The organism is Fundidesulfovibrio sp., from assembly GCF_058402725.1.
On the sequence record NZ_JBZVFJ010000045.1, the window covers coordinates 1 to 25,264 of the forward strand.

20 protein-coding genes are annotated in these 25,264 nt (G+C 64.6%); 12 read left to right on the forward strand and 8 right to left on the reverse strand.

All coding sequences use genetic code 11. The annotated features are described in order from the left end of the window. Positions 1-1,117 precede the first annotated feature (1,117 nt). Entirely contained in the window at positions 1,118-1,864 is a 747-nt protein-coding gene (locus tag ACV4UX_RS07845; protein WP_491592755.1) for a M23 family metallopeptidase, read from the forward strand. Positions 1,865-1,988: 124 nt separating this feature from the next. Here the strand turns inward: ACV4UX_RS07845 and ACV4UX_RS07850 are convergent, their stop codons facing one another. From ACV4UX_RS07850 to ACV4UX_RS07875, 6 genes are all read right to left on the reverse strand, one after another. Continuing rightward, entirely contained in the window at positions 1,989-3,740 is a 1,752-nt protein-coding gene (locus ACV4UX_RS07850) for a M99 family carboxypeptidase catalytic domain-containing protein (protein WP_491592756.1), read from the reverse strand. After that, positions 3,724-4,545: a hypothetical protein gene (locus ACV4UX_RS07855; protein WP_491592757.1), complete on the reverse strand. Its 822-nt coding sequence runs from the start codon at positions 4,543-4,545 to the stop codon at positions 3,724-3,726. The genes ACV4UX_RS07850 and ACV4UX_RS07855 overlap by 17 nt, the downstream gene beginning before the upstream one ends. Before the next feature lies 1 nt (position 4,546). Further along, a complete protein-coding gene (locus tag ACV4UX_RS07860; protein WP_491592758.1) occupies positions 4,547-5,869 on the reverse strand; it encodes a L,D-transpeptidase family protein in 1,323 nt (440 codons plus the stop codon). Between the two features lie 89 nt (positions 5,870-5,958). Then, positions 5,959-6,510, reverse strand: coding sequence for an orotate phosphoribosyltransferase (gene pyrE, locus ACV4UX_RS07865; protein WP_491592759.1), 552 nt, complete (start codon positions 6,508-6,510; stop codon positions 5,959-5,961). Beyond that, positions 6,507-7,805 carry an adenylosuccinate lyase gene (gene purB / locus ACV4UX_RS07870; RefSeq protein WP_491592760.1) on the reverse strand — a complete coding sequence of 433 codons (1,299 nt, stop codon included), beginning with the start codon at positions 7,803-7,805 and terminating at the stop codon, positions 6,507-6,509. Before purB ends, pyrE begins: the two co-directional genes overlap by 4 nt. 73 nt (positions 7,806-7,878) lie before the next feature. Then, entirely contained in the window at positions 7,879-8,166 is a 288-nt protein-coding gene (locus ACV4UX_RS07875; protein ID WP_491592761.1) for an FmdB family zinc ribbon protein, read from the reverse strand. A 292-nt stretch (positions 8,167-8,458) separates the two neighbouring features. Here ACV4UX_RS07875 and ACV4UX_RS07880 point away from each other — a divergent pair, with 292 nt between their 5' ends. Together ACV4UX_RS07880 and ACV4UX_RS07885 are read left to right on the forward strand one after the other, a co-directional pair. After that, positions 8,459-11,215 (forward strand): glycosyltransferase family 39 protein, encoded by a 2,757-nt coding sequence (locus tag ACV4UX_RS07880; protein WP_491592762.1) that lies wholly within the window; start codon positions 8,459-8,461, stop codon positions 11,213-11,215. 11 nt (positions 11,216-11,226) lie between these two features. Next, the gene (locus tag ACV4UX_RS07885; RefSeq protein WP_491592763.1) at positions 11,227-11,616 is read left to right on the forward strand and encodes a hypothetical protein; all 390 of its coding nucleotides are present in this window, start codon (positions 11,227-11,229) and stop codon (positions 11,614-11,616) included. A 109-nt stretch (positions 11,617-11,725) separates the two neighbouring features. Here ACV4UX_RS07885 and ACV4UX_RS07890 read toward each other — a convergent pair whose 3' ends face one another. Beyond that, complete coding sequence (locus tag ACV4UX_RS07890; RefSeq protein ID WP_491592764.1) at positions 11,726-12,889, reverse strand: homocysteine biosynthesis protein; 1,164 nt, start codon at positions 12,887-12,889, stop codon at positions 11,726-11,728. A 148-nt stretch (positions 12,890-13,037) separates the two neighbouring features. On the opposite strand from ACV4UX_RS07890, the gene ACV4UX_RS07895 reads away from it, so the two are divergent. The 4 genes from ACV4UX_RS07895 to gyrA all read left to right on the forward strand — a co-directional run bounded on the left by ACV4UX_RS07895 (position 13,038) and on the right by gyrA (position 21,194). Then, positions 13,038-14,348, forward strand: a complete 1,311-nt coding sequence (locus ACV4UX_RS07895) for a helix-turn-helix domain-containing protein (protein WP_491592765.1) — start codon at positions 13,038-13,040, stop codon at positions 14,346-14,348. Positions 14,349-14,928: 580 nt separating this feature from the next. Next, on the forward strand, positions 14,929-16,086 hold the full coding sequence (gene dnaN / locus ACV4UX_RS07900) for a DNA polymerase III subunit beta (protein ID WP_491592766.1): 1,158 nt from the start codon (positions 14,929-14,931) through the stop codon (positions 16,084-16,086). Further along, positions 16,083-18,527 (forward strand): DNA topoisomerase (ATP-hydrolyzing) subunit B, encoded by a 2,445-nt coding sequence (gene gyrB, locus ACV4UX_RS07905; RefSeq protein ID WP_491592767.1) that lies wholly within the window; start codon positions 16,083-16,085, stop codon positions 18,525-18,527. Before dnaN ends, gyrB begins: the two co-directional genes overlap by 4 nt. A gap of 225 nt (positions 18,528-18,752) precedes the next feature. Further along, entirely contained in the window at positions 18,753-21,194 is a 2,442-nt protein-coding gene (gyrA, locus tag ACV4UX_RS07910) for a DNA gyrase subunit A (protein WP_491592768.1), read from the forward strand. 83 nt (positions 21,195-21,277) lie between these two features. Here gyrA and ACV4UX_RS07915 read toward each other — a convergent pair whose 3' ends face one another. After that, positions 21,278-21,592: a SemiSWEET family sugar transporter gene (locus ACV4UX_RS07915; RefSeq protein WP_491592769.1), complete on the reverse strand. Its 315-nt coding sequence runs from the start codon at positions 21,590-21,592 to the stop codon at positions 21,278-21,280. Positions 21,593-21,643: 51 nt separating this feature from the next. Here ACV4UX_RS07915 and coaBC point away from each other — a divergent pair, with 51 nt between their 5' ends. The 5 genes from coaBC to ACV4UX_RS07940 form a co-directional block, all read left to right on the forward strand. Further along, positions 21,644-22,867, forward strand: coding sequence for a bifunctional phosphopantothenoylcysteine decarboxylase/phosphopantothenate--cysteine ligase CoaBC (gene coaBC / locus ACV4UX_RS07920; protein ID WP_491592774.1), 1,224 nt, complete (start codon positions 21,644-21,646; stop codon positions 22,865-22,867). Continuing rightward, positions 22,864-23,496: a hypothetical protein gene (locus ACV4UX_RS07925; RefSeq protein WP_491592770.1), complete on the forward strand. Its 633-nt coding sequence runs from the start codon at positions 22,864-22,866 to the stop codon at positions 23,494-23,496. The genes coaBC and ACV4UX_RS07925 overlap by 4 nt, the downstream gene beginning before the upstream one ends. A gap of 88 nt (positions 23,497-23,584) precedes the next feature. Continuing rightward, the gene (locus ACV4UX_RS07930; RefSeq protein WP_491592771.1) at positions 23,585-24,592 is read left to right on the forward strand and encodes an NAD-dependent epimerase; all 1,008 of its coding nucleotides are present in this window, start codon (positions 23,585-23,587) and stop codon (positions 24,590-24,592) included. 79 nt (positions 24,593-24,671) lie between these two features. Next, positions 24,672-24,962: a GAK system XXXCH domain-containing protein gene (locus ACV4UX_RS07935; protein WP_491592772.1), complete on the forward strand. Its 291-nt coding sequence runs from the start codon at positions 24,672-24,674 to the stop codon at positions 24,960-24,962. A gap of 39 nt (positions 24,963-25,001) precedes the next feature. After that, a partial coding sequence (locus tag ACV4UX_RS07940; protein WP_491592773.1) for a ParA family protein occupies positions 25,002-25,264 on the forward strand: 263 nt, incomplete at its 3' end.

The following is a 25,264-nucleotide window of genomic DNA, read 5'->3' on the forward strand; positions in this document are numbered from 1 at the left end:
TAGCCCTACCTCTTCGGTTGGACAGGATGTCCGGTCTAAACGGGGGCTACTCCACCCTGATAATTCAAATACATTGTCATCGAAAACAACTATTTGCTTGTCACCGGGCAGATTTGAAGCTGACACGTCTTTAACCACCTCTGTATGAATGATTAAAAAGGTGAGAGCGCGCGTATAATACAAACACGTAATTCACGGTTGAGCAATCGTGTGCTTGACAATCTGTCCGCAAGGCTATTGATGTCATTCAAGGGCGGGCTCCCGGCATCTTATGCAGCAAGTCATCTCATCGTCGAAGCTCCGTATCCAATAAGACCCATTCCAAGGGTTAACAGTATGACGCCAACAGCGAGAATGACTTTTGTCCAAAATTTAGACCACTGGTGTACCTCCATCGATTCGTAATTGTGGAAACCTACAACACCGCCAGAGCTTCGATTGTTGAATTCGTATTTATGGAATTCCCTTAGCTTGTCCATCGAACGCCTAATAAGCACCCACCCTAAGACAAAGGAAACAATTCCGCCGACTAGAGGAAGCATGTTGCCCTCCTGAAATTCGTACGAATTAATGTTTACCCCGCTATGTTGAAATATTTCCCCACAGCAGACAACACCGCCATTCCTAACAGGCAAAGAAATACTCCACGAATAAAAGCCAAAGAGCAAAGCCAACTAGTGCGTTGTGGGCAGCAGCAGCTTCAAAATTTTGAAACCCGAGCACCCCAAAGAAATATCTAGGTTATATTCAATTTGTCTTTGTCGCTTCCCAAGTCGAAGTGCATGAAATATTAAGTATCCTCCACCGACAAGGGTTAGCAATGCATACATGTCTGCATCCTTGTACGTGAAGAAGATGTAAACAAATTCTAACTTATTTATATACCAGGGCTACAAATGTTTGTCAATAATATGCACCGCTCAACCACTGCCTCGCCAAAGTCTAATCCACTGCGCAGTGGCAACTGGGCTCTCTTGCTGAAATATTCCATGCAGGATTTTACGCATTTCGAGACCCCTGCGTAATACGCTGAGGCGCGTGTCTGCTCCTTCCGGCGGCGCATTTTGAGGTCGAATTTCTGTTTCAGCGCCCTGTTTTGTCTTGATTTGCCCTTGGAATGGGATCACCGTTTTCCGGCGAAATCCACAATGCCCCCGCTTCGTATGACTTTGGGTTTGCCCATGGGCTCCAGAACTTCCTGCAGTATGGTCAAGCGACAAACGGCGGCCCGTCCGGCACGGAGCATGGCCAGAACAGCCTGAGCGGCAAGGTTCCTGACGCCGGACAATCTGGAGGAGTGGGCGGGCAGGCTGATGGCGGATCGGAAGCCCGGGGGACTGGTCAGCAGGGCCCGGGAAGCGCCTCCGAGCAGGAAAAAGCACAAGCGGCCCGGAGAATTTGGGAGCAGGAAAAAGGAATCGATCCGGAAACAAAACGCGAATACGGCATCGTCTGGCCGGGCGACGGCCCTGTACGATCGCCATTTGGCGACCGCAAATCCGCGACAGGGGAAAGAACACCAACTGGAGAGATCAAAACGGAACCGCACCGCGGGATTGATATACGCAACAAGGATGGCGGCCCAGTCAGAGCCAGCGAGGCTGGAGTGGTTGATTTCGTTGGACCCTATGGGGCAGGTGGGAACACCATCATGATCAAGAATAGATATAATGAAAGATCCGTATACCATCACACTCGATCGTCCGTACAGGGTGGCGATCGTGTTTATTCTGGCGACAACATCGGAAATACTGATTTGTCAGGGCGTTCCACGGGGCCACATATTCACTATGGAATCATGGATAAAAATGGTAATTATTTTGATCCTCAGACGAAATTGAAAAATGGTAACATACGCACATGATAGTCAAACTACATCACTTCGCAGCAAGCCTCGCCCTTGTCTGCCTCACGGCAGCCCCCGGGGTGTGCTCCGCACCCATCGTCACCGGGAACGCCGCCGGGGCGTCGCCCACCGGGACGCGACGCTAGTAGCCCTTGGCCGGTCCCGCCTCCGAGACCATGGAGTTCACGGGCATCTTGCCCATCTCGACGAAGGTTGTGGCCTGGCGCAGCACGATCTCGTCGGAGGGGGCCACGCTGAAGGCCTGGCCCACGCCCACGGGCCGCTTGCCCGCGAAGAACTGCACCATGCCCGCCGGGCCGTTGCCGCGCAGCTCCTCCAGCACGTAGCGACCGGGCGGCAGCGCCAGGGCCTTGCCGGGCCGCCATTCCAGGGCGAGGGCCTTGCCCTGCTGGTCGCGCACCGTCAGCGCCGTGACCACCCGGGGCTTCACGCGCACGAAGAAATGCGCCGACGGCTCCTTGTGCGTCTCGCGCACCACTTCATAGAGCAGGTCTGCGTTCTCAAGGTGCTTCACGAACTTGGGGATGAAGCTGTTGGGGTCCAGGATGATCTCCTGGCCCGCGTCCTGGCCGTCGTTCTTGCCCACGCGGCTCACGTAGCCCTTGAGGTTGAGCACCTCGTCCTTGCGGCTGCCCCACACGCCCTCCAGCACGAGCTGGTCGCCCTGCACGGCCTCCAGCACGCCCCCGGCGGGCACCACCTTCAGCTCGCCCCCCAGCCAGCAGACGAAGCGGGGCGCGCCCGACGCCTCCGCAGCGGGCCACGCGCCCTTCCACTCCAGGGCGGCCCGGGCCAGCACCACGCCGTCGGCGCGCACGTCGATGCCCTGGAAGGGGGCCAGGGGCAGACGCGGCCCCTTGGCCAGGTTGAAGCCGGGCCGGTCGGAGGCGAAAACGGCCGTCACGGGGCTCATGGCCGTGCCCTCGGGCAGGTTCTCGAAGCGCACGTCCAGGGGCTTGCCCGGGTCCAGGCGGATGGTGCGCGTCTGGGCCGTGAGGGGGCTGCCGTTCACGAGCACGCGAAGCTCCCGCGAGGGATAGGCCTTGAGGTCCTCGGGGCCCAGGCGGGGCGGCTCCAGCTCCACGCCGAACTGGCGCAGGAAGAGCGCGGTGACCTTGAGCTGCTGGGTCACCTTCCAGGAGAGGTCGGGGATGTTCTTGCTCACCTCCACGGCCAGGGCCGGGATGCCCACGCGGGAGAGGGCGTAGTAGGTGAGCGACTTGCGCTGCTCCAGGTAGCGGGAGCGGTCGTTGAAGGTGTCCATGTTGAAGAGCTGGAAGGCCCAGTCCTTGGGCGTGACGGCCTCGTTGACCTTGGCCAGCACCTGGCGCACCGCGCGCTCCAGCTGGGGGGCGCGCCTGGGGTCGGCGGAGTCCACGATCACCGACTGGCCGTAGCGCTGCGGTCCGCGCAGATCGGAGCGGCGCACGGGGTCGTAGAAGCCGGAGCCTTCATGCAGGTGGATGAGCGCCTGGCTCTGGGAGACCAGGAAACGGATCACGCGGGCCAGGCGGTCCTCGTAGAATTCGTTGTAGTCCTGGTCGAAGCGGCGGTTCAGGTCCACGTTGATGGCGCGCTTGCGCTCGTGGATGGAGGGCGGGTTGGCCCGGGGCACCACGATCACCGTGCCCTTGGTCACCTTGGCGCGGCTGAGCAGCTGGGCCGTGAGGAATCCTGCCGCCTCGTCGCCCTGGATGCCGCCCTGGACCATCACGGTGGGTCCGGGCTTGTCTCCGCGCAGGAAGTGGACCTCCAGGGCGTACTGGGTGCCCGGGAAGAAGGTGACGGATTCCGCCTGCGCCCGCGCGCAAGGGGCGAGCACGGCGAACGCCAGCAGCAGGAGCCCCGGCAGGAGCTTACTGGGCCTGGGCAAGGGGGAACGTCTCGCTGAAGATGGTCTTGCCCGAAGCGTTGCCGAGCACGAGCCGGAAGCCGTAGAGGCCCGAAGGCTCCACGCCCTGGGGCAGGGGGGCCTGGGCCGACACCTGCTTGAAGCGCTGGATGGAGAAGGCGAGGTCGTCCTTGCCGGTCTGCACGGGGGTGAGGGTCCCTTCGCGGGTCACGGCGAAGAGTTGCCCGCCGCCCGCCAGGGGCTGGGGCATCAGGTTGGCCAGGTCGAAGGAGTATTGGACGGTCTTGGCGTCCAGGCGCACGCGGAAGTTCTCCACGCCCACCTGGTTGAGGTCCACCTTGCCCACCACGGCGGCCAGGTCGAACCCCCCGGGGCGTTCGGCCGGGGGGGCCTGGGGCTGCGCGGCGGGCTGTACGGCGGGCTGCGCCTTGGAATCCTTGGCGTCTTTGGAGTCCTTGCCGGGCTTGGCCTGAGGCGGCGCGGCGGGCTGGGGCTGCGCCTTGCCGGAGGGGTCCATGCCCATGCCCGCCAGGAGCTGGGCCAGTTCCTGGGCGTCGGAGGTCTGGATGAGCTTCTCGATGTTCTGCAGGCGCTCCAGGCGGATGAGCGTTTCGGAGAGGCGTTTCTCCAGGTCGCGGCGTTCGTTCTGCCCGTCCTGGGCGCGGCGCCAGAACTGGTAGGAGGCGAAGACGCCGCCGGCGGCGGTGATGAGCACCAGCACCAGGAGGTAGGTGGCCGCACGGATCCAGCCCGGGCGCAGGCGCAGCCTGCGTGCGCTCTCCTGGTCGCGGAACCAGATGAGGTTGAGCTTCCCCTTGTCGGACACTTTAGAGCTTGCTCCAGTCTTCGTCCGTGATGAGCCAGCCGTCGCCGGATGGCCCGAGTACGAGCTTCTTGCGGCCCTTGTCGGCCACGCCGTCCCTGCTGGCGTACTCCTGGACGAATTCCACGAGCACGCCGTCCTGGGACAGGGAGAACTTCATGTCGCGCGCGGCCACTTTCTTGGGGGCCTTGGCCCCGGTCCAGAGCTGCTGCTTGTGGTCGCGGATGGCGGCCTTGCCCTTGCGGTCGCCCTGGGTGGCGTTGTCGGCGTAGAACTGGACGTAGTCGGCCACCTTGCCCTTTTCCCAGGCCTGACGCCAGGCTTCGACCACCTTGAGCACTTCGGGGCGCACGCGCTCCACGTATTTGGTCTCCAGGCCCAGGGTGGTTTCGTCGTAGTCCATGCCCACGATGACCATGCGGCCCTCGGCATTGCGCTGCCAGTAGAGGCGCTTGATGCCCTCGCTGGAGAGCGTGGGCGAGCGGTAGAGCTGCCCGAAGTAGGTGACCCAGTAGTCCGGCCCCTGCACGGCGCGCACGTCGTCGATGAGCACGTGGATCCAGGGCAGCTTGGCGAAGAGCTGGCGCTTGTGGCCCCGGAAGTTCTCGAAGGGCTCGCCCGTGGAAACCGAGAACTTCTGGGCGTCGTGGAAGGCGAAGAAGGCCTCGGACTTGCGCGACCAGGCCTTGGCCCACTCCAGTGTGGCGGCCACCACCTCCTGGCCCTCCTTGGAGACGGCGGGGTCGTCCTTGGACCAGTGCACCTCGTTGGCGATGACCACGGGGAGCACGCGCTTGGTGAGCTGGGGGTCCAGCTCCTTGATGTCGGGGTTGTTCAGGGCCACGCAGCCCCGGCTCTCGTTGGGCGTGATGGGCTTGCCCCGGCCGTGGATCCAGATGCCCGAGCCCTTGCGCCCGTTGATCACGTCGATGGGGTTGGGGTAGTTGAGCGTGAAGGCCAGGTCGCCGTAAAGGCTGAAATCGAGCCCGCCGTTGATGCGCTGCTTGATGAAGTAGACGCCCTCGGGGGTTTTGAGGTCGCCTTCCTTCCACTTGGTGCCGGGCTCCTGCCCGGTGGTGCAGGGCAGCTGCTTCACGGGGGAGAGGGGGCTTTTCTGCTCGAAGATCCAGAAGGTCTGGGAGGACTTGTCCACGGCCAGGAAGCGTTGGGGTCCGTAGGCGTCGGCCTTGAGGTTCACGGCCCAGCCTTCGCCCGCCCGGGCCTGTCCGGCCAGGAGCAGGGACAGGGCCGCCAGGGCGGCCAGAAGCAAAGGGGTCCACGCGCTGCGGCGGGCCTTGGCGGATGAGGCGTCGTGGGGTGCGGCCACGGTCAGGCTCCTCCTTGAGTCGACGGTGGTCAGGACGACGCCGCGGAGGACGCCTGTCCGGGTTCCGGCCGGATCGGCCGGAACGGTCATCACCTCGCCTTGGCCGCTACGAGGTCGGCCCGGGTGAAGATGGGGGAGAGTTCGTAGCCCGCCTGGGCCAGGTTCTCCCGGCCGCCTTCCTGGCGGTCCAGCACGGCGAGCACGGCCACGATCTGCAGGCCCGCGTCGCGCACGCGTTCGCAGGCCTTGAGGAGCGTGCCGCCGGTGGTCACCACGTCTTCGAGCATGGCCACCTTGTCGCCGGGGCGGAAGTTGCCCAGGCCCTCCAGGAACTGGTTGGTGCCGTAGCCCTTGGACTGCTTGCGCACGATGAACCCGGGCAGGGGGCGCTTCTCCAGCCAGGAGACCACGGTGACGGAGCTCACCAGGGGGTCCGCCCCCAGGGTCATGCCGCCCACGCCCTGCACGTCCAGCCCCGCGAGCATGTCCAGGAAGAGCCTGCCGATGAGGTAGGAGCCCTCCGGCGAGAGGGCCGTGGGCTTGCAGTCGAAGTAGTAGTCGCTCTTGCGGCCCGACGAGAGGGTGAAATCGCCCTCGCGGTAGGACTTTTCCAGCAGCAGTTGGGCGAGCCTGTTTTTCACGCCTTGAAAACCCTTTGATAGATCGTGTCTTCGTGTTGCAGAAAGCGCGAGGGATTGAAGATTTCGTCGAGCTTTTCGGCGCCCAAAGCGCCCGCGATGGCCGTATCACGCCGCACTTCGTCCGGGAAGAGCTTTTTTTCCGTCCAGCAGCGCATGGCCACGGCCTGCACCAGCTCGTAGGCCTTCTGGCGGTCCATGCCCTTCTCGTCGATGAGCGACAGGAGCACCGCCTGGGAGAAGAACAGCCCGAAGGAGCCCCAGAGGTTGCGCTCCATGTTCTCGCCGATCACGCGCAGCCCCGAGAGCAGGTTGGCCAGGCGGTGGAGCATGTAGTCGGCCAGGATGGTGGAGTCGGGCATGATCACGCGCTCCACCGAGGAGTGGGAGATGTCGCGCTCGTGCCACAGGGCCATGTTCTCCATGGCCGCCACGGCGTTGGAGCGCAAGAGCCTGGAGAGCCCGGCCAGGTTCTCGGCCGAGATGGGGTTCTTCTTGTGGGGCATGGCCGAGGAGCCCTTCTGGCCCTTGCCGAAGCCCTCCTCCACCTCCAGCACCTCGGTGCGCTGCAGGTGGCGAAGCTCCACGCAGAGGCGCTCGATGCCGCCGCCCAGCAGGGCCAGGGCCGTGAAGAACTCGGCATGGCGGTCGCGCTGCACGATCTGGGTGGAGATGGGGTCGGGCGTGAGGCCCAGGATGGCGCAGGTCTTCTCTTCCAGTTCGGGCGAGAGGTAGGCGTAGGTGCCCACGGCCCCGCTGATCTTGCCCACGGCGGCCTGGGCCACGGCGCGCTCCAGGCGTTCGCGGTGCCGCGCGAACTCGGCGTGGAACCCAGCGAGCTTGAGCCCGAAGCTGGTGGGCTCGGCGTGGATGCCGTGGGTGCGGCCCATGCACAGCCGGCCCTTGTTGGCCAGGGCCATGTCCTTGAGCACGCCCAGCAGGCGGTCCACCCCCGCCAGCACCATCTGGCCCGAGCGCTTGAGGAGCACGCCGTTGGCGGTGTCCACTATGTCGGAACTGGTGCAGCCCAGGTGGATGAAGCGGGCCGAGGGGCCCACGAATTCCTCCACGCAGGTGAGGAAGGCGATCACGTCGTGGCGGGTGCGCTCCTCGATTTCCAGGATGCGCTCCACGTCCAGGTCCGCCTTGTCGCGGATGGCCTGCATGTCGGCCTCGGGGATGCGCCCGAGTTGATGCCAGGCCTCGCAGACGGCCAGTTCCACTTCCAGCCAGACCCGGAAGCGGTTCTCCAGGCTCCAGAGCTTGCCCATTTCCGGGCGCGTGTAGCGGTCGATCATGTGCTTGTTTGCCGATTGGCCGCAGGGGGCCATGAAACGAGCAAGGCAGCCGAGGCTGCCTTGCGGGGTTCGATCAGTTGGAGGCGGCCCCGGTGGCGCTGGTGCTTGCGCTCGCGGATGCCGCTTCGGCCTTGGGGGCCGGCGACGGGGTGGAGCTTTGCGAACCCCCCGAGGAACCGGCCGGTTTGGAGTAAAGGTCGGAATACCAGCCGCCGCCCTTGAGGACGAAGGCCGTGTTGGAAATAAGCCGCTCGGATTTGCCTCCGCAGACGGGGCAGGGGACAGGGCGCTCGGCGAAGTCCTTCTGCCACTCCTCGAACGTCTGCTGGCATTCCTGGCAGCGGTATTCGTAGATGGGCATGGCGTACTCCTTCACGATCCCGTGAAATAGGCAACAGCTTCGTAACTAAGACGCGTGAGCGTCAAAGTCAAACCCGCGCTAGGACTTCTTGGCGGATTTGGCCTGGCGCACGCGCTCTTTCAGGCGTTCGGCACGGCGCTTGCGGCGGCGATCCAGCTCTTTCTTGCGTTCGATCTTCTTGTGGGCCATTGATGTTTCCTCCTGGCGCGATGCGCTCGAAAAAACGCTGGTTATTCATTTTCCCCAACGCTGTCCAGGTGTTTTTTTCCCTGAGATGCCGTAAGGCACCCCCATGCCCCGCATCAACGTGAATCTTCTCCTGCTGCTCCTCCTGGCGGCCGGCGCGTCGGCGCTTCGCCTCGCCTGGCTGGAATCCACCCCCCTGTGGTGGGACGAGTTCGTCACCCTGGGCCGGGCCGGGCTCCCCCTGGACGAACTCTGGCGCAGCCTTTCGTACCAAGGCCCCTCCGACGTCTCCCTGGATTCCTCCCCGCCGCTCCTGCATCTCCTGATCCATGCGGTGCTTTCCCTCGGCGGGAACACCGGGCCCTGGGTGAAAGTGCCGAGCATCGTGGCCGGCGTGCTCACCCTGCCCGTGGCCTACTTCCTGGGGGCGCGCCTCTTTTCGCCGCGCGCCGGGCTTTTCGCCTCGGGGCTCCTGGCCCTGTCCCTGCACCACATCCATTACAGCCGCGAGGCCAGGCCCTACGCCCTCTTCCTGCTGCTCGCAACGGCCTCCCTGCTGGCCCTGCTGCGCGCCCTGGAGACCAACCGGCCCCGCGACTGGGCGCTTCACGCCCTGTGCCTCGCCGCCTCGCTCTACGCCTCCTACCTGGGCGGAGCGGGCGCCGTGGCCCAGGCCGCCTACCTGGGCCTTCTCCTGGCCTGGCGAAGGCTTCCCCCGGGCAGGCTCGCACCGGCCTGCCTCTCCCTGGGGGCGGCGGCCCTGGCCTATCTCCCCTGGCTGCCCGGGCATCTTTTCCACATGGAACTCATCTACGCCCCGGGTTCGGACATGGGCCTCACCTGGAGCTTCCTGGGCCGGGCGCTTCTGGAATTCACCTCGGGCAGCACGCTTCTGCCGGTCTGCGCCGCCGTGGGCCTCCTGGCGGCGCTGCGGCGCAATCCCAAGGTCCTTGCGCTCCTGCTGCTCTGGCTGGCCGCTCCCCTGGCGGCCGCCCTTGCCCTGCGCACCGGCATTTCGGTGAACCCCCGCTACCTCATGAGCTTCGTACCCGGCCTGGCCATCCTGGCCGGATGCGGACTGGACGCCCTGCTGGGGGCGCTTCCCGCGAGGCTTCCGGCCGTATTCCCCGCGCTGCTGGGCGGTGTCGCGGTGCTGGGGCTTTCCTGGTCCGGGCTGGAAGGCCTCGACGCCTACTACCGCAAAGAGCGGCGCACCCAGCGCGACGACATGCTCGCCGTGGCCCGGGGGGCGGCCGACGCCGACGTGCTGGCCTTCGCGCGAAACCGCCACCTGAAGGTCTTCGCCCGCTGGTATCTGCCTGGGATCTTTGGGGATCTCTCGTCAAGCGGCGACCTCGCCTACCGGCGCGTCCTCCTCCTGGGCGAACCGGGCTTCGAACCGCCCGGCGACGGCATCCCGGAGCGCTTCGGGGAGCTCCCCGGCAGGCGCTCGGGCATCCTCAACCTGAGCCCGCTGCCTGCCTGCGGAACCTACCGCGCCGGTTTCACGGGCCTGGAGTTCCACGCCCAGGCCGCCTTCTGGGAGAACATGGCCCCGGACATGGTCCAGAAGACGCTGAGCCTTTTCGATCCCCACCGCCCGGGGCGCGCCCTCTGGGGCTTCGAGGCTCCTGGCGGGGCCTGGGCGGGGGACGTCCGGCTGCGCTGCCGCCTGCGCCTTATGCGCTCCCGGGCCAATCCCGCCCCGGACGCCCGCGCCTCCCTGGTGGCCGGCGAATCCCGGGAGACCCTGCGCGTGCTGGCAAGCGTCGGCGCGGCCGATTTCGCGGGGGAAAGCGAGCGGACGCTGGACGTGCTCATTCCCCGCCCTGCAGGGCCGGAGCTTCTGGCCGGGATCGTGCTGGATCCCGGGACCATCCACGGCTCGCTGGACTTGATGGAATTCGAGGCGATCTTCGCGGGAGAGCCATGCGAACCCCGGGGCATCGCCGACCGCGTGGCGGGCCGCGCGCGCCTGGCCCCCTGGGAGCCGGGCGTGGAGCGCGCGGGAAAACCCGTCCTGACTGCCTTCAAACCCGACGACCCCCTCCTGCCGCGCTTCCTGGAGGCCCACCCGGGCATCCGCCCCGTGGCCCAGGGTCCGGACCTGGCGGTCTACGATCCGGCCCTGCTCCACCCCTGGCTGGAGGCCTCCGGCAAGAGCGTCCGCTTCGACGGCGCGCTGCAGGGAGTCCAACTGGACGGCCCCTGGCCCGGGCGCACCCTGCGCCTGGGGGACCGCGCGCTGGAGCTTCCCGGACAGGCCCCCGAGGGCTCCGCCCTTGCCTTGTCCCTAGGCGGCGCGGCCAGGCTCTGGGCGCGGCTGGACTTCGCCCAGGGCGATGGAGGCCCCGCCGCGCGCTACCTGACCGCGACGGTCCCCGAAGGCCCCTACCTGACCTGCACCGGGGAGAACTCCTGTTTCGTCACCTACGCCCTGCGCTCTCCCATGCCGGTGCGGGCCGTGCGCGTGGTCCACTCCCCGGAGGTCTACGGCGAGCCGGGCATCGCCAACCACGTCCGCCTGAGCCTCTCCACCGACGGCAACGCCTACCGCGAGCTGGACCTCTTCACCGCAAGGGACTCCCAGCTCTGGGAGGGCAAGACCCGCCGCGTCTCCCTGGCGCGCCTGGAGAAACCCTCGGAACTCGTCTACCTGCGCTTCGAGCTCTCCGGGGACAAGGCCCGCCTCTGGTCCGGCCCCGACTGCCCCTTCACCGTCGACGCCTGGCTTCCTGCGCCTGCCGGGGCCTTCCCCGCCTTGCCGGACCAGCCCTTCGTCCTGGACGTCGGCCCCGGCGTCCGGGCGCACCTCTCTCCCAGGCCCCTGCCGGACCTGGACGGCCTGCTGGCCCCGCACTGAGGTTCACCATCATGCGCCTGCTGTCCTTCGCCGTACTGGCCCTGCTGGCCCTGCTCTGCCTTCCCGCGGGGGCCGCCGCGCCCGGCGACCTCTTCGCGGAGGGCTACCGCCACCTCACAGGCCAGGGAACCCCCCGGGACGCCACCCGCGCCGCGCAGCTTCTGGCCGAAGCCGCCCTGGCCGGAGAGCCCCAGGCCCAGTTCCAGCTGGGGGCGCTCTTCATGGACGGCCTGGGCGTCCCGCGAGACCCCGTCTGGGCCGTGTTCTGGCTGGACCGCTCCCTCTCCTCCCCGGACCTCCCGCCCGAGGCGGGAAGGCAGGCCCTGGCGCGCCTCGACGCGCTCAAGAAGGAACTCACCCCGGACCAGAAGCGCCGCCTGGGCCCTGCCGCCGCCCGTTGAGCGCTCCCTGCGTCGCCCGGCCCCGACGCCTGTCGTCCCACGGCGCGCCAAAAGAAGCGGGCCGGAGGATAGCTCCCCCGGCCCGTGGTCTTCGCGCGCCTGGCGGGCGCTATTTGGATGGGATGCGGTCCTGCGCTTCGGTGAGCAGGAACTCCCCCTTCTCGATCTTGGCCTTCAATTCCTGGGCGATCTCCAGGGACAGGGCGTAGCTTGTCAGGGGCACGGTGCGCACCTTCTGGCCGTTCACGGCGATCTCGCCGCTCTTGAGCTCCGCGAAGGTGGGCTGGGCCAGCACGTTGTTCACCCCGTTGGGGTAGTCGTGCCCGTAGTCTCGCACTGGCATGGTGATGTCGGCGTCGCTGACCCCGGTGAACCAGGCCATCTCCTCGTCCAGGATGGGGATGGGGATGCCCACGCCCACGCTGAGCGAGCAGCCGTAGCCCAGGATGGAGACGCCGCGCACCCATTTGGCGCTCATGCCCTTCATGTCGCCCTTGAGCATGAGCGTGCCCGAGGCCGTGAGCGGGATGCCGCGCTCGTTGCGCTGGGGCTTGGGGTTGTGCTGCGTGCCCGCCCCGATCACCCAGCCCGTGCCGCCGCCGAGCCAGATCTTGACGCCCATGCCGATGGTGCGCAGGAAGGGATCGTTGAAGAGGGGCGAGAGCTGCCCGGCGGTGGCGTAGTTGGCGTTGCGCATGCCGGGTTTGAGCGGCCCCATGTAGGTGTAGATCACCCGCGAGCCGGTGTTCACGGCCACGTTGTAGCTCTGGTAGCAGTTGCGCGGGTTGAGGAGCTCCGCGAACTTGAGGTCGGCCAGGGTCACGGACTTGTCCAGCTCGCGCCGGGGGTAGCAGTCCGTGCCGTAGGCCTGGCACTTCAGGCGCACGGCCTTGCCGCGCAGCAGGTCCTCGATCACGTGTCCGCCGCCGTAGAGGAAGCGGCCCGGGTGGACCTTGTTCAGCGGGTCGTCCTCGCTGGGCTCGGTGCAGCCCAGGTAGGCGTCCACGGCGGCCAGGCCCGCATGGCAGGGCACGTTGCCCAGCCAGACCTTGGAGGCCTTGATCAGCGGCGGCTCCTGGCCGAAGTTGAAGAGCATGCCCGAGGAGCACATGGGCGAGAACGTGCCCGTGGTGACCACGTCCACTTCCCTGGCCGCGGCGCTCTTGCCCTTGGCGCGCACCACGTCCACCATCTCCTCCGCCGTGAGGATGACGGCCGTGCCTTTCCTGATCCGCTCGTTGATTTCCTGGATGGTCTTGGTCGCTTGCGACATGGCGTGAAAGCCTCCTGATGGGAAAACGGTCGCATCATGCCCGCAAACCCTCGCCTTGGCAATCCCGCGCCCGCCCGCGCCGCATTGAACCCCCCGCCGCTTTGAGCTAGGTTCGCAGGAAAGGCCCGCGCCATCCCTGGACCGTCACATGCTCAAGAAACAACTCCGCGCCCACCTGGCCCAGTTCGTGCCCGAGCAGGACCTGGCCCGCTGGTACGATCCCCTGGAACTCACCCCGCTGCCGGATTCACTGGACATCGTGGTGGAGTTCCCCCACGCCTATTTCGCCCAGTGGTTCGTGCCCCACGCGCGCGACGATTTCGAGAAGCACGCGGCCCTCTTCTTCGGCCCGGGCCACGTGCTGCGCTACCGGACCCCGCAGGGCGGCGCGGGCTCCCCCCAGGGCGCAGTCCCCGAGTTGGTGGCCTCCAGCATCGACTTCCCCTTCGGCCACGAGCACACCTTCGAGCAGTTCCTCACCAACCAGAAGAACGTCTTCCCCCTCACCACCGCGCGCGACCTGGCCAAAAGCCGCGAGGTGCGCTTCAACCCCCTGGTTGTGCAGGGCGAACCCGGCACGGGCAAGACCCACCTGCTGCGCTGCATGGCCAACGAACTCTCCAAGCACCTGGACCGCAACACGCTCTTCCTGGGCACCCTGGACGATCTGGACGCCCTGGCCGCGCAGACCGCCCTGGCCGGTCCCGGACCCTTGCGACGCCACTTCGCGGGCCTCTCGGCCGTCCTCCTGGACGACCTGCACCGCCTGGACGAGTTCCCGCACCTGACCACGCACCTCCTCTCGATGTTCAACGCCCTCCACGCCGCGCAGAGGCTCATGGTCTTCAGCACGCTCACGCCCCTGGCCTCCTGCGAGGCCGTGCCCGAGACGCTGCGGGCGCGGCTCCTGAGCGGCATCATGGTCCAGCTCTCCAAGCCGGACCTGGACGTGCGGCTCAAGTTCGTCACGTCCCATTGCCAGCGCAAGAAGATCCCCCTGAACAAGGCCCAGATGCTCACCCTGGCCCAGCGCCATCTTGATTTCCGCACCCTGCACGGCCTGCTCAACAAGTTCCAGGCCTTCCGGGAGCTTTTGAAGAAGGACATCTCCGAGGACATCTTCGAGAACATCCTGGGACGCGGCCAGGACGAGCGCACGGCGCGCACCACGCCCCAGATCATCCTGGAACAGGTGGCCAAGCGCTTCCGGGTGGACGTGAAGGCCCTCACCGGTTCCCGGCGCACGAAAGAGATCTCCCAGGCCCGGCAGGTGGCCATGCTCCTGTGCCGCGAAGAACTCGGCCTCTCCTATCCGGCGCTGGGCAGGCTCTTTGGCGGCAAAGACCACTCCACGGTGCTCTATGCTGTGAACAAAATCAAAGAAATCCAAAAGGATGACAAAGTTATGAAAGAATTGGTGACGGAATTGCGCGAAGCATGCCGCCAAGGTGGTTCGTAAACTGCCTTCACAGGAGACAAGCTCCCCGACGCGCTCCGGCCCGTTCGTTCCGCATCCCTACCACCTCCTTAACTCTCGTCATGTTTTCAGTTGTTTGCCGCTGATAGGAACAAGCGCACCGCCTCTATAACTACTTCAACCCTTTCTAAACTCTTTTGGATTCGTTTCCTTTCCTGAAAGCGTCGGCGCTTCCGGACAGGCTGAAGGGGAGGTTCCGGGCACGTACCAGACAATCGGGCTCCCTCTCCGTCAGGAGGCCCCCCGGCTGGCCTTTCCCGTGTACTCCGGCCGCCAGTTCCACGGGGTTGCATCCTCCGCTTCCCCTACCCCCCTCGAACCCGGCGTCCACACAGGACGAACCCGGCGCGTCCCGATACGCTGTACACGCGGACTTTCCCCCACCCTTTCACCGTGGTGGCCGCGCGGGCGGCCGCCCGCGCGGCCCCGATGTCCAGGAAGCCGCGCCAATGCTCGCTCAGAGGGCGCTTGCCATGGGCGTTTTTTTCCGTATAGTCCCGGGGTCCCGGCTGCCGAACACCCATCTTTCCAGCCCCACGCCACATTTCAAGGAGACGACCACATGTTCGTGAAGGTCACCCGGAACGATATCATCGAAGGCCTGCAGAAGTCGGCCAATATCATACCCGCCAAGACCGGAGCCGCCTTTCTGAGGACCATCTGGCTCTCCGCCGAGACAGGCGCGTTGCGCATCCTCTCCACCGACTCCTCCCTGGAGTTCGTTGGCAAATACCGCGCCGAGGTGATCGAACCCGGCCTGTGCGGCGTGCAGGGCCGCTCTTTCTTCGACCTGGTGCGCAAGCTGCCCCCGGGCGAGATCCAGCTGAAGCTCGACGCCTCCGGGCAGACCCTCGAAGTCACCCAGTCCGGGCGGCGCTACAAGCTGCCCACCAGCGAAAAGAGCTGGTTCCAGCCCTTCGCGGAGTTCCCACTGGGCGAGCACGTCATGTGGAGCGGAGATTTCCTCCAGGAACTCATCGACCGCGTCTTCTTCTGCGTTTCCGACGAGGACACCATGGAGGCCATGGCCTGCATGTACCTGCGCCCCATGCAGGAGAAGGTCGAGGTCTGCGGCCTGAACGGCCACCAGTTCGCCATGGCGGGCTTCCTCAACGACGACGTGCTGGGCCTGCTGCCCCCAGAGGGCGTGCTCATCCAGAAGAAGTACGTGCTGGAGCTCAAGAAGTGGCTCACCACCGATGAAATCGAGCTGGCCATCAGCCAGAAGCGGCTTTTCTTCCGCACCCAGGACCAGCGCGAATCCTTCAGCCTGCCCCTCTCCTACTACCAGTACCCGGACTACAAGAACTTCGTGGGCAAGCTGGCCACGCCCGGCGTCTCGGAGCTTACGGCCGACAAATCCGAGCTTTCCGAGGCCCTGGACCGCATCTCCATCTTCAACACCGACTCCAACCGCTGCACCTATTTCCAGCTGGAGCAGCCCGGGCAGCTGACCCTCCAGTCCCAGGGCAACGACACCGGCGCGGCCACCGAGTCCATGGAGTCCCAGTTCGCGGGCGACCTCAAGAAGATCGCCTTCCCCACCCGCGACCTCCTGGAAATCCTCGGCCACTTCCACTCCGCAAAGGTGCGCTTCACTCTCACCGGGTCCGAAGGACCCTGCGGCATCACCGGGGAGGACGATTCCGACTACCTGGTGATCATCATGCCCATGAAGATCGTCGAAGAGACGTACTACAGCGAGGAAGCCTCCGCATGACCCAAACGCCCCAGTCCTACACCGCGGACTCCATCACCGTCCTGGAGGGCCTCTCGGCCGTGCGCAAGCGCCCGGCCATGTACATCGGCTCCACGGACATCCGCGGCCTGCACCACCTGGTCTACGAGGTGGTGGACAACTCCATCGACGAAGCCATGGCTGGCTTCTGCGACCGCATCCGGGTGATCATCCACCTGGACAACTCGGTGACCATCTCCGACAACGGGCGCGGCATTCCCGTGGACCTTCACCCCAAGGAGAACCGCCCGGCCGTGGAAGTGGTCATGACCGTGCTCCACGCGGGCGGCAAATTCGACAACGACGCCTACAAGGTCTCCGGCGGCCTGCACGGCGTGGGCGTCTCCTGCGTGAACGCCCTCTCCGAATACCTGGAAGTGACCATCAAGCGCGACGGCAGGCGCTACCGCCAGCGCTACGAGCGCGGCCGACCCGTCACCGGCGTGGACCAGATCGGCGAGGCCGAGGGGACCGGAACCACTGTTCGTTTTCTTCCCGATGAAGAAATATTTGAGACCGCCGACTTCAACCACGCCACCCTGGCCAAGCGCTTCGAGGAACTGGCCTACCTGAACTCCGGGCTCACCCTGGAATTCAAGGACGAGCGCACCCAGGAGGAGACCACCTACCGCTTCGACGGCGGCATCCGCCGTTTCGTGCAGGATCTCAACTCCGGCGAGATGGGCATCCACGAGATCGTCTCCGGCTCCGGACAGATGGACGCCACCATCGTGGAGTTCGCCCTCCAGTACAACGCGGGCTACAAGGAGCAGATGCTCACCTTCGTGAACAACATCCGCACCATGGAAGGCGGCACGCACCTGGCGGGCTTCAAGACCGCCCTGACCCGGGCCATCAACAACTACGTCGAGAAATCGGGGCTCATCAAGAAGCTCAAACAGAAGCTCACCGGCGACGACGTGCGCGAAGGCCTCACGGCCGTGCTCTCCGTGAAGATCCCCCAGCCCCAGTTCGAAGGTCAGACCAAGACCAAACTCGGCAACTCCGAGGTGGCCGGTCAGGTGGCCAAGGTCTGCGGCGACGTGCTGGGCACGTTCTTCGAGGAGAACCCCAAGGACGCCAAGCTCATCGTTGACAAGTCCGTGGACGCGGCACGCGCCCGCGAGGCCGCGCGCAAGGCCAAGGACCTGGTGCGCCGCAAGGGCGCCCTCTCGGACAACGCCCTGCCCGGCAAGCTGGCCGACTGCCAGTCCAAGAGCCCCGACGACTCGGAACTGTTCATTGTGGAGGGCGATTCGGCAGGCGGCTCCGCCAAGCAGGGGCGCGACCCCAAGTTCCAGGCCATCCTGCCCCTGCGCGGCAAGATCCTCAACGTTGAGAAGACGCGCTTCGACAAGATGCTCGGCAACAAGGAGATCCGCGCCCTCATCACGGCCATGGGCCCGGGCATCGGAGAGGGCGAGGTGGACCTGGCCAAGCTTCGCTACCACAAGATCGTCATCATGACCGACGCCGACGTGGACGGCGCGCACATCCGCACGCTGCTCCTCACCTTCTTCTACCGCCAGTACCAGGAGCTCATCGAGAAGGGCTACCTCTACATCGCCCAGCCGCCCCTCTACCGCGTGCACAAGGGCGATTGGGAGCGCTTCATCAAGGACGAGAAGGAACTCTCCGATTTCCTGCTCTCCCGCGTCACCGAGGACCTTTCCGTCGTTGGCCCCAACGGCAAATCCTACGACAACGGCCCCCTGCGCGAGATGCTCGTGAAGATCCAGAACCTTCAGACGCGCTTTGCCGAGGCCCAGAACTACGGAATCCCCGAAACGCTCCTCTGGGTGTTCCTGGACGCCCCCGCGCGCATCGCCCCAAGCGATTTCGAAGGGGAAGCCCTCGAAACCCTCTCCGCCTACATGGCCTCCAGGGAATACACCCTCCTGGTGGACATCGAGGAGGACGAGGCGGAGCGCCGGGCCTACGCGGTGTTCACCAACCGCAACGGCGTGCGCACGCGCCTTGGCCTGGAGTTCTTCGCCTCGCGCGTGCATCGGCAGTGCCGCGCCATCCTGGACGAACTGCGCCTGGCCTTCTGCGGCGAATTCGCCTCATCGGAGAACCTTGAGCAGGATTCCACCGGGCTCTTCATCTCCACCGACGCCTTCACCGTGCGCCGCAAGGAGACCGAAACCCCCGTGACGGGCTTCTTCGAGCTGCTCAAGGCCGTGCTGGACGAGGCCCACAAGGGCATCAACATCCAGCGCTACAAGGGCCTGGGCGAAATGAACCCCGTGCAGCTCTGGGACACCACCATGAACCCCCAGAACCGCACGTTCCTGCGCGTCTCCATCGACGACGCGGCCGACGCCGACGACATTTTCACCGACCTCATGGGCGACAAGGTGGAACCCAGGCGCGAATTCATCGAACGCTACGCCCTGAGCGTTCGGGAACTGGACATTTGATGAGGGGGAGCGCCTCCGGCGGCCGGAGAGGGCTCTGCCCTCTCCGCACTCTCCTGCCAAAGGGACGGTGTCCCTTTGGATTCCCCAGTCGGGGACCGTTCCCATGGGGCGCAGGCAGGAACAATTGATCAACCGCGACACCTAAGAAGGGAGTCCAGAGGGCGCAGCCCTTTGGCCGCCGGAGGCTTTCATCCTGTCGGCGCACCCATACACGACGAGGCCAACGTGCTCGACCAGATTTCCATCGAAGAAGAACTCAAGAAGTCCTACCTCGAATATTCCCTCTCCGTCATCGTGGGCCGGGCCATTCCCGACGTGCGCGACGGCCTCAAGCCCGTGCACCGGCGCATCCTTTTCGCCATGCACGAGCTTTCCAACTCGTACAACCGGCCCTACAAGAAGAGCGCGCGCATCGTAGGCGACGTGATCGGCAAATACCACCCTCACGGCGACTCCGCCGTCTACGACGCCCTGGTGCGCATGGCCCAGGACTTCTCCATGCGCGACCCGCTCGTGGACGGCCAGGGCAACTTCGGCTCCATCGACGGCGACGCCGCGGCGGCCATGCGTTACACCGAAGTGCGCATGTCGCGCCTGACGAGCGAATTTCTGGGCGACATCGACAAGGAGACCGTCGACTTCCGCCCCAACTACGACAACTCGCTCCACGAGCCCTCCGTGCTGCCCACCAAGGTTCCCAACCTGCTGCTCAACGGCAGCGCGGGCATCGCCGTGGGCATGGCCACCAACATTCCGCCCCACAACCTGAGCGAACTCTGCGACGCGCTGTTGTTGATCATCGACTCCCCGGACTGTTCCGTGGACGATGTGATCCGTTGCGTCCCCGGCCCCGACTTCCCCACCGGAGCCGCCATCTACGGAGGGCAGGGACTGCTCGACGCCTACCGCACCGGGCGCGGCTCCATCAAGATCCGCGGCAAGGCCGAGGTGGAGCAGCAGAAGAAGGGGCACGAACTCGTGGTGATCCGCGAGATTCCCTTCGCGCTCAACAAGTCGAGCCTTGTGGAGAAGATCGCCCAGCTCATCGGGGAGAAGAAGATCGACGGCGTCTCGGACCTGCGCGACGAGTCCGACCGCAAGGGCATCCGCATCGTGCTGGAGCTCAAGCGCGGGGTCATTCCCGACATCGTCATCAACAGCCTCTACAAGTTCACCCCGCTGGAGACGAGCTTCGGCATCAACATGCTCGTGGTGGCGGGAAACCGTCCGGCCCTGTGCAACCTGAAGCAGGTGCTCGATTTCTTCCTGGACCACCGCAAGGAAGTGATCCTGCGTCGCTCCCGGTATGACCTGCGCAAGAGCGAGGAGCGCGCGCACATTCTCGAGGGCCTGCGCATCGCCCTGGACAACATCGACGAGGTGGTGCGCATCATCCGGGCTTCCAAGACCCCCCTGGAAGCGCGACAGAACCTCATGGACCGCTTCGAGCTTTCCGAGCGCCAGTCCCAGGCCATCCTGGACATGCGCCTGCAGCGCCTCACCAACCTGGAGCGCGAGAAACTTCTTGAGGAATACGCCCAGCTCCTCAAGCTCATCGAGTACCTTCGCTCCATCCTGGAGAACGAGGAGGTGCTTCGGGGCGTCATCCGCGACGAAGTCCGCGAGATCAAAGAGAAATACTCCACGCCCAGACGCACGGAGATCCTGCCCAGTCTCGAAGGCATCGACATCGAGGACCTCATCCCCGACGAGAACGTGGTCATCACCCTCTCGCGCCGTGGCTACATCAAGCGCACCCCGCTGGACACCTACCAGCAGCAGCGCAGAGGCGGGAAGGGCATCGCGGGCGTGCACACCTCGGCCGAAGACTTCATCCAGAGCTTCTGCACCACCACCAACCACCAGTACCTGCTGCTCTTCACCAACCTGGGCAAGATGCACCAGCTCAAGGTCCACCAGGTGCCCGAGGGCTCCCGCACGGCCAAGGGCATGCACATCGCCAACCTGCTGCCCATGGACAAGGAGGAGTTCATCGCCACGGCGCTGACCATCCGCGAGTTCACGCCGGACCGCTACTTCCTCTTCGTCACGCGCAAAGGCATGGTGAAGCGCACCGAGATCGACCTTTACAAGAACGTGCGCACCGGCGGCATCCGCGCCGTGAATTTGAACGACGACGACGAACTGCTGGACGTGAAGGAAGTGCCCGCCAACGCCGAAATCCTGTTGGCCACCGAACTTGGCATGGGTATCCGCTTCAGCGTGGGCGACGTGCGCCCCATGGGACGCTCGGCCGCCGGCGTGAAGGGCATCGCCCTGGACGGCAAGGACCGCGTCGCCTCCGGCGTGGTGTTCGGCGACCCCGAGCGCAACCAGGTGCTCACCGTCTCGGCCAACGGCTTCGGCAAACGCACGGACGTGGACCTCTACCGCCTGCAAAGCCGCAGCGGCAAGGGCGTGATCAACATGAAGGTCACCCAGAAGACCGGTCACGTCATCGGAGCCACCAGCGTCTGCGACACCGACGACATCCTGCTGCTCACCTCGGCCAACAAGATCATCCGCACCTCTGTGGTTTCGGTGCGCAACGTGGGCCGAGCCGCCCAGGGCGTGACCCTTGTGGCCATGGACGACGCGATCCAGGTGATCGGCTTCGACGTGGCGGACGGAGCCAACGGAGAAAACGCCTCCGAGAACGCTTCCTGATCAAGGAATCGACTGATGGGCCGCCGGCGACGGCGGAAGCGATCCTGGGCCCGTCTGGCGCGAAATCCGCCGGGCGGGCCTTTTCAGTCCCGTTTATCGGCCCCGCAGGCGGGACATTGCCCAGACCGTGACGCCTGGCGCGAGAAGACCACCTTCATGGCCAGGATGGAGAGCGTGAGCACCAGGCTCACGGCGTTGGCCACTATAACCGAGAAGGAGGCGATCATCACCCCGTAGGCCACCCACAGGGCAATGCCCGTGCTCATGAGCAGGTACATGCGCAAAGAGATGTCGCGCACCGAGCGCGAACGGAACGTGCGAACCACCTGGGGCGCGAAGGACGCCGTGGTCAGCGTACCGGCCGTGACGCCCACGGCTTCGGCCAGCGGAAAATCCATGAACGCTCTCCCTTTGACAGCGGGCCGACCCTCACGCATGATGGCCTCATGTTGCCCGAACATCTTCGCTTCAGCGTGCACAACGGCGAACGTGTCCACCTGGGGATAACCGGAAGCGTGGCCGCCTACAAGGCCGTGGAGTTGCTGCGCATGCTCCAGGAGCTGGAGCTTCAGGTTTCCGTGACGCTTACCGAGGCGGCCTCCCGCTTCGTTACGCCGCTCGCCTTCCAGGCACTGGACGCAACGCACGTCTACCACGGCATGTGGAACGGAGCGGATTCCGCCTTCGGGCACCTGGAACCCGCTCAGGAGGCGCGCTGCCTCCTAGTGGCCCCAGCCACGGCAGACATCATGGCCAAGATGGCCCACGGCATCGCGGACGATCTGCTCTCCACCCAGGCCCTGGCCTTCACCGGACCGGTTGTCGTGGCTCCTGCCATGAATCCCAGGCTGTGGGACGCTCCCGCCACCCAGGCCAACCTGGCCACTTTGCGGGGCAGGGGAGCGCAGGTGCTGGAACCCTGCACCGGACGCATGGCCTGCGGCGAAAAGGGCAAGGGCAGGCTCACGGACCTCAAGGACATCACGGCCCATTGCCTGAAGGCCCTTACCGTGCAAGACATGGCCGGAACGCGCGTGCTGGTCAGCCTCGGTCCCACGCGTGAATATTTCGATCCCGCCCGCTACTGGTCCAACCCGTCCACGGGGATCATGGGCGGCGCGCTTGCCATGGCGGCCTGGTTGCGCGGCGCGCAGGTGAGCGTGGTGCAAGGCCCCGTCGATCTCTGGCTTCCCTCCGCCGTCGCGCGCACGCCCGTGAACACCGCGCGCGAGATGTTCGCCGCTTGCACCGACCTCTGGCCTTCACAGGATGTCGGCATCATGACGGCCGCTGTTTCTGATTTTTCCCCCATTCCCCACGGCCCTGAGAAGTTCAAGAAACGCACGCTCGACTCCGGGGAATTCACCGTGCCCTTTGCCGTGAACCCGGACATCCTGCGCACCCTGGGCCATTCCAAGACGGATGGGCAGAAACTCATGGGCTTTTGCGCGGAGACCCGCGACCTTGCAGGCTACGCCGCCTTCAAGCTCAAGGAGAAGCGCTGCGACCTCATGGTGGCCAATTCCATTTCAACGCCGGGCAGCGGCTTCGGGTCGCCCACCAACGCCGTCACGGTCCTTGATTCCCACAACCGCTGCGAGGAGTGGCCGGTGCTGCCCAAGGCCGAGGTGGCCTGGCGGCTTCTGGAGTGGCTCGTGCACATCCTGCGATGAACGAAGCCCTTCACGTTCTGCGTCTGGCAGGCATCCGCCACATTCTGGACGGCCCTTCCGGATCCCCCGAACCTGCTTTTGCGCCGCACGGGCGCAAGGATCCGGCAGGAAACGGACGCGGCCAAGACCCGACACGCAAGGAGCCCCCTTTCGACATGCAGGAGATGGCCGGCGCGCAGATCCTGGATGCGCCACCCTGGCCCGCCATCCTTGCCAAGGCGCCTGCTACGGCGCGTTGCGTGTTCACCTACTCCGACCTGGGACAGGACCTCGCCGGGACGCCCAGTCGAGAACGCGGCCAGCTCTGGCGTCGGCTCATCGGTCTTCTGGGTTTTCCGCCAGGGTCCGTGGCCTTTCTCCCCTACAGTATGCCTGGGGAAGTCGACCCTCGCTTGGCCCAGTCCGCGTTCATCCATGCCTTGAGGCGGATCGCTCCGGCCACCGTGCTCGCGTTCACCAGCAGCGACGAAGAGCTTTTGGATGCACTTGTGGCTAGAGCGGGGCTGGGCGGAAGCCAATCCGCGCGTCTTTTCACCGCACAGGACCCTTCTGTGCTTCTTGCCGATTCCGACGAAACCCTGGTCTCGCGTGTGCCTCCTGCGGCGCAGCTTCTCAGGTTCGGGGAATGAGCCCGCTTGACAAAGACGAGCGTAGCCCAGTAGGCCCTACGGCAATCCCAAACCATACCACTCATCACTTCCTTCCTTTGAGGAATTCATGAAATTTCTCGTCACCGGTGCAGCAGGTTTCATCGGTTACCATCTGGCTCGACGGCTTCTTGAACTTGGCCACACTGTCGTTGGATTGGACAATCTCAACGACTATTATTCCGTGGCCTTGAAGAAGGACCGCCTGAAAGGACTTCAGGATTACGACCGTTTCACGTTCATGAAACTGGACCTGGTGGACAAGGACGCCCTTTTCACGCTTTTCTCCACCAACCACTTCACCCACGTGATCAACATGGCCGCCCAGGCTGGCGTGCGCTACAGCCTGGAGAATCCATCGGCCTACATTCAGTCCAACATCGTCGGTTTCGCAAATCTTCTGGAAGCCTGCCGCCACAACAAGGTGCAGCATCTGGTGTATGCATCGTCCAGTTCGGTCTACGGTTTGAACACGGACATGCCTTTTTCCGTGCAATCCAACGTGGACCATCCCATCAGCCTCTATGCCGCTTCCAAGAAGTCCAACGAATTGATGGCCCACACCTATTCCTACCTTTATGGGCTGCCGTGCACGGGGCTTCGGTTCTTTACGGTGTACGGTCCCTGGGGCAGGCCGGACATGGCCATGTTTTTGTTCACGAAATCGATCCTTGAGGACCAGCCGATCCAGGTTTTCAACCACGGCCGCATGAACCGTGATTTCACTTACATCGACGACATCGTGGAAGGCGTGGTGCGCACCACCCTGCGTCAACCCGAAGCCGATCCCGATTGGGACGGTGACCGTCCTTCACCCGCATCGAGCGTCTGCCCCTATCGGCTTTACAACATCGGCAACAACACGTCCGTTGAACTTCTTGTGTACATAGAAGCCATCGAAAAGGCGCTTGGCAAAAAAGCGCGCATGAATCTTCTCCCATTGCAGCCGGGAGATGTTCCCGCAACGTACGCCAACGTGGACGACCTGATGCGGGATGTCGGATTCAAGCCGTCCACTCCGGTGGAAAAGGGCGTGGAATCCTTTGTTTCGTGGTACAAGGACTATTACAACGTCTGATGAACTTGACAGCATCACGACCCTTCCTTAGGTAGACCGTGAAGGTTCAAGCACTTTCAACATCAATAGGTAGACGGGGATGGATTTCCGCCAACTGAAGATCTCACTCGAGCAGACTTTTCAAAAAATTCTGGACAACGTGCAGGACGGTCAGCTTCCCAACGAGCAGGACGTGGCACACTTCTCGCGTTTGAGCACTCAACTGCATGTTCAAGCCGACGAGGCCTGGGCAGGCGAAGCCGAGGACTTTTCCCACCTTGCCAACCAGCTTCTCCAGACTGTCAAGAAAGGGAAACGCGAGGATGCCATCCGTCTGGTCGATTCGCTCCAGGATGCGCAGGATTTCTGCCATCGCACATACAAATCCTAGACTGTTTCACGTGAAACAGTCTGGTCCGTGGGGGCTCCAATGGCCAGACGTATCGTGATCGCCAACCAGAAAGGCGGCGTGGGCAAGACCACTACGGCCGTCAATCTGGCAGCAGCCCTTGCGGTGATGGAAAAGAAGACCCTCCTGGTGGATTGCGATCCACAGGCAAACGCCTCCAGCGGGGTTGGCATCTACCCCGAACAGGTGCGCGAGAACCTCTATTCCGTGCTCTACGAGCCTGCCAAGGCCCGGAGTGCGGTCTACGAGACAACGCTTCCCTTTCTCTATGTGTTGCCGGCCAC

What these genes read in the sequence shown, in the direction of transcription:
- ACV4UX_RS07845 (WP_491592755.1), top strand. Translation starts at nt 1,118, where the DNA reads ATGGGATCACCGTTTTCCGGCGAAATCCACAATGCCCCCGCTTCGTAT.
- purB (WP_491592760.1), bottom strand. Translation starts at nt 7,805, where the DNA reads ATGATCGACCGCTACACGCGCCCGGAAATGGGCAAGCTCTGGAGCCTG.
- ACV4UX_RS07875 (WP_491592761.1), bottom strand. Translation starts at nt 8,166, where the DNA reads ATGCCCATCTACGAATACCGCTGCCAGGAATGCCAGCAGACGTTCGAG.
- ACV4UX_RS07880 (WP_491592762.1), top strand. Translation starts at nt 8,459, where the DNA reads ATGCCCCGCATCAACGTGAATCTTCTCCTGCTGCTCCTCCTGGCGGCC.
- ACV4UX_RS07885 (WP_491592763.1), top strand. Translation starts at nt 11,227, where the DNA reads ATGCGCCTGCTGTCCTTCGCCGTACTGGCCCTGCTGGCCCTGCTCTGC.
- ACV4UX_RS07890 (WP_491592764.1), bottom strand. Translation starts at nt 12,889, where the DNA reads ATGTCGCAAGCGACCAAGACCATCCAGGAAATCAACGAGCGGATCAGG.
- ACV4UX_RS07895 (WP_491592765.1), top strand. Translation starts at nt 13,038, where the DNA reads ATGCTCAAGAAACAACTCCGCGCCCACCTGGCCCAGTTCGTGCCCGAG.
- dnaN (WP_491592766.1), top strand. Translation starts at nt 14,929, where the DNA reads ATGTTCGTGAAGGTCACCCGGAACGATATCATCGAAGGCCTGCAGAAG.
- gyrB (WP_491592767.1), top strand. Translation starts at nt 16,083, where the DNA reads ATGACCCAAACGCCCCAGTCCTACACCGCGGACTCCATCACCGTCCTG.
- ACV4UX_RS07915 (WP_491592769.1), bottom strand. Translation starts at nt 21,592, where the DNA reads ATGGATTTTCCGCTGGCCGAAGCCGTGGGCGTCACGGCCGGTACGCTG.
- ACV4UX_RS07925 (WP_491592770.1), top strand. Translation starts at nt 22,864, where the DNA reads ATGAACGAAGCCCTTCACGTTCTGCGTCTGGCAGGCATCCGCCACATT.
- ACV4UX_RS07930 (WP_491592771.1), top strand. Translation starts at nt 23,585, where the DNA reads ATGAAATTTCTCGTCACCGGTGCAGCAGGTTTCATCGGTTACCATCTG.
- ACV4UX_RS07935 (WP_491592772.1), top strand. Translation starts at nt 24,672, where the DNA reads ATGGATTTCCGCCAACTGAAGATCTCACTCGAGCAGACTTTTCAAAAA.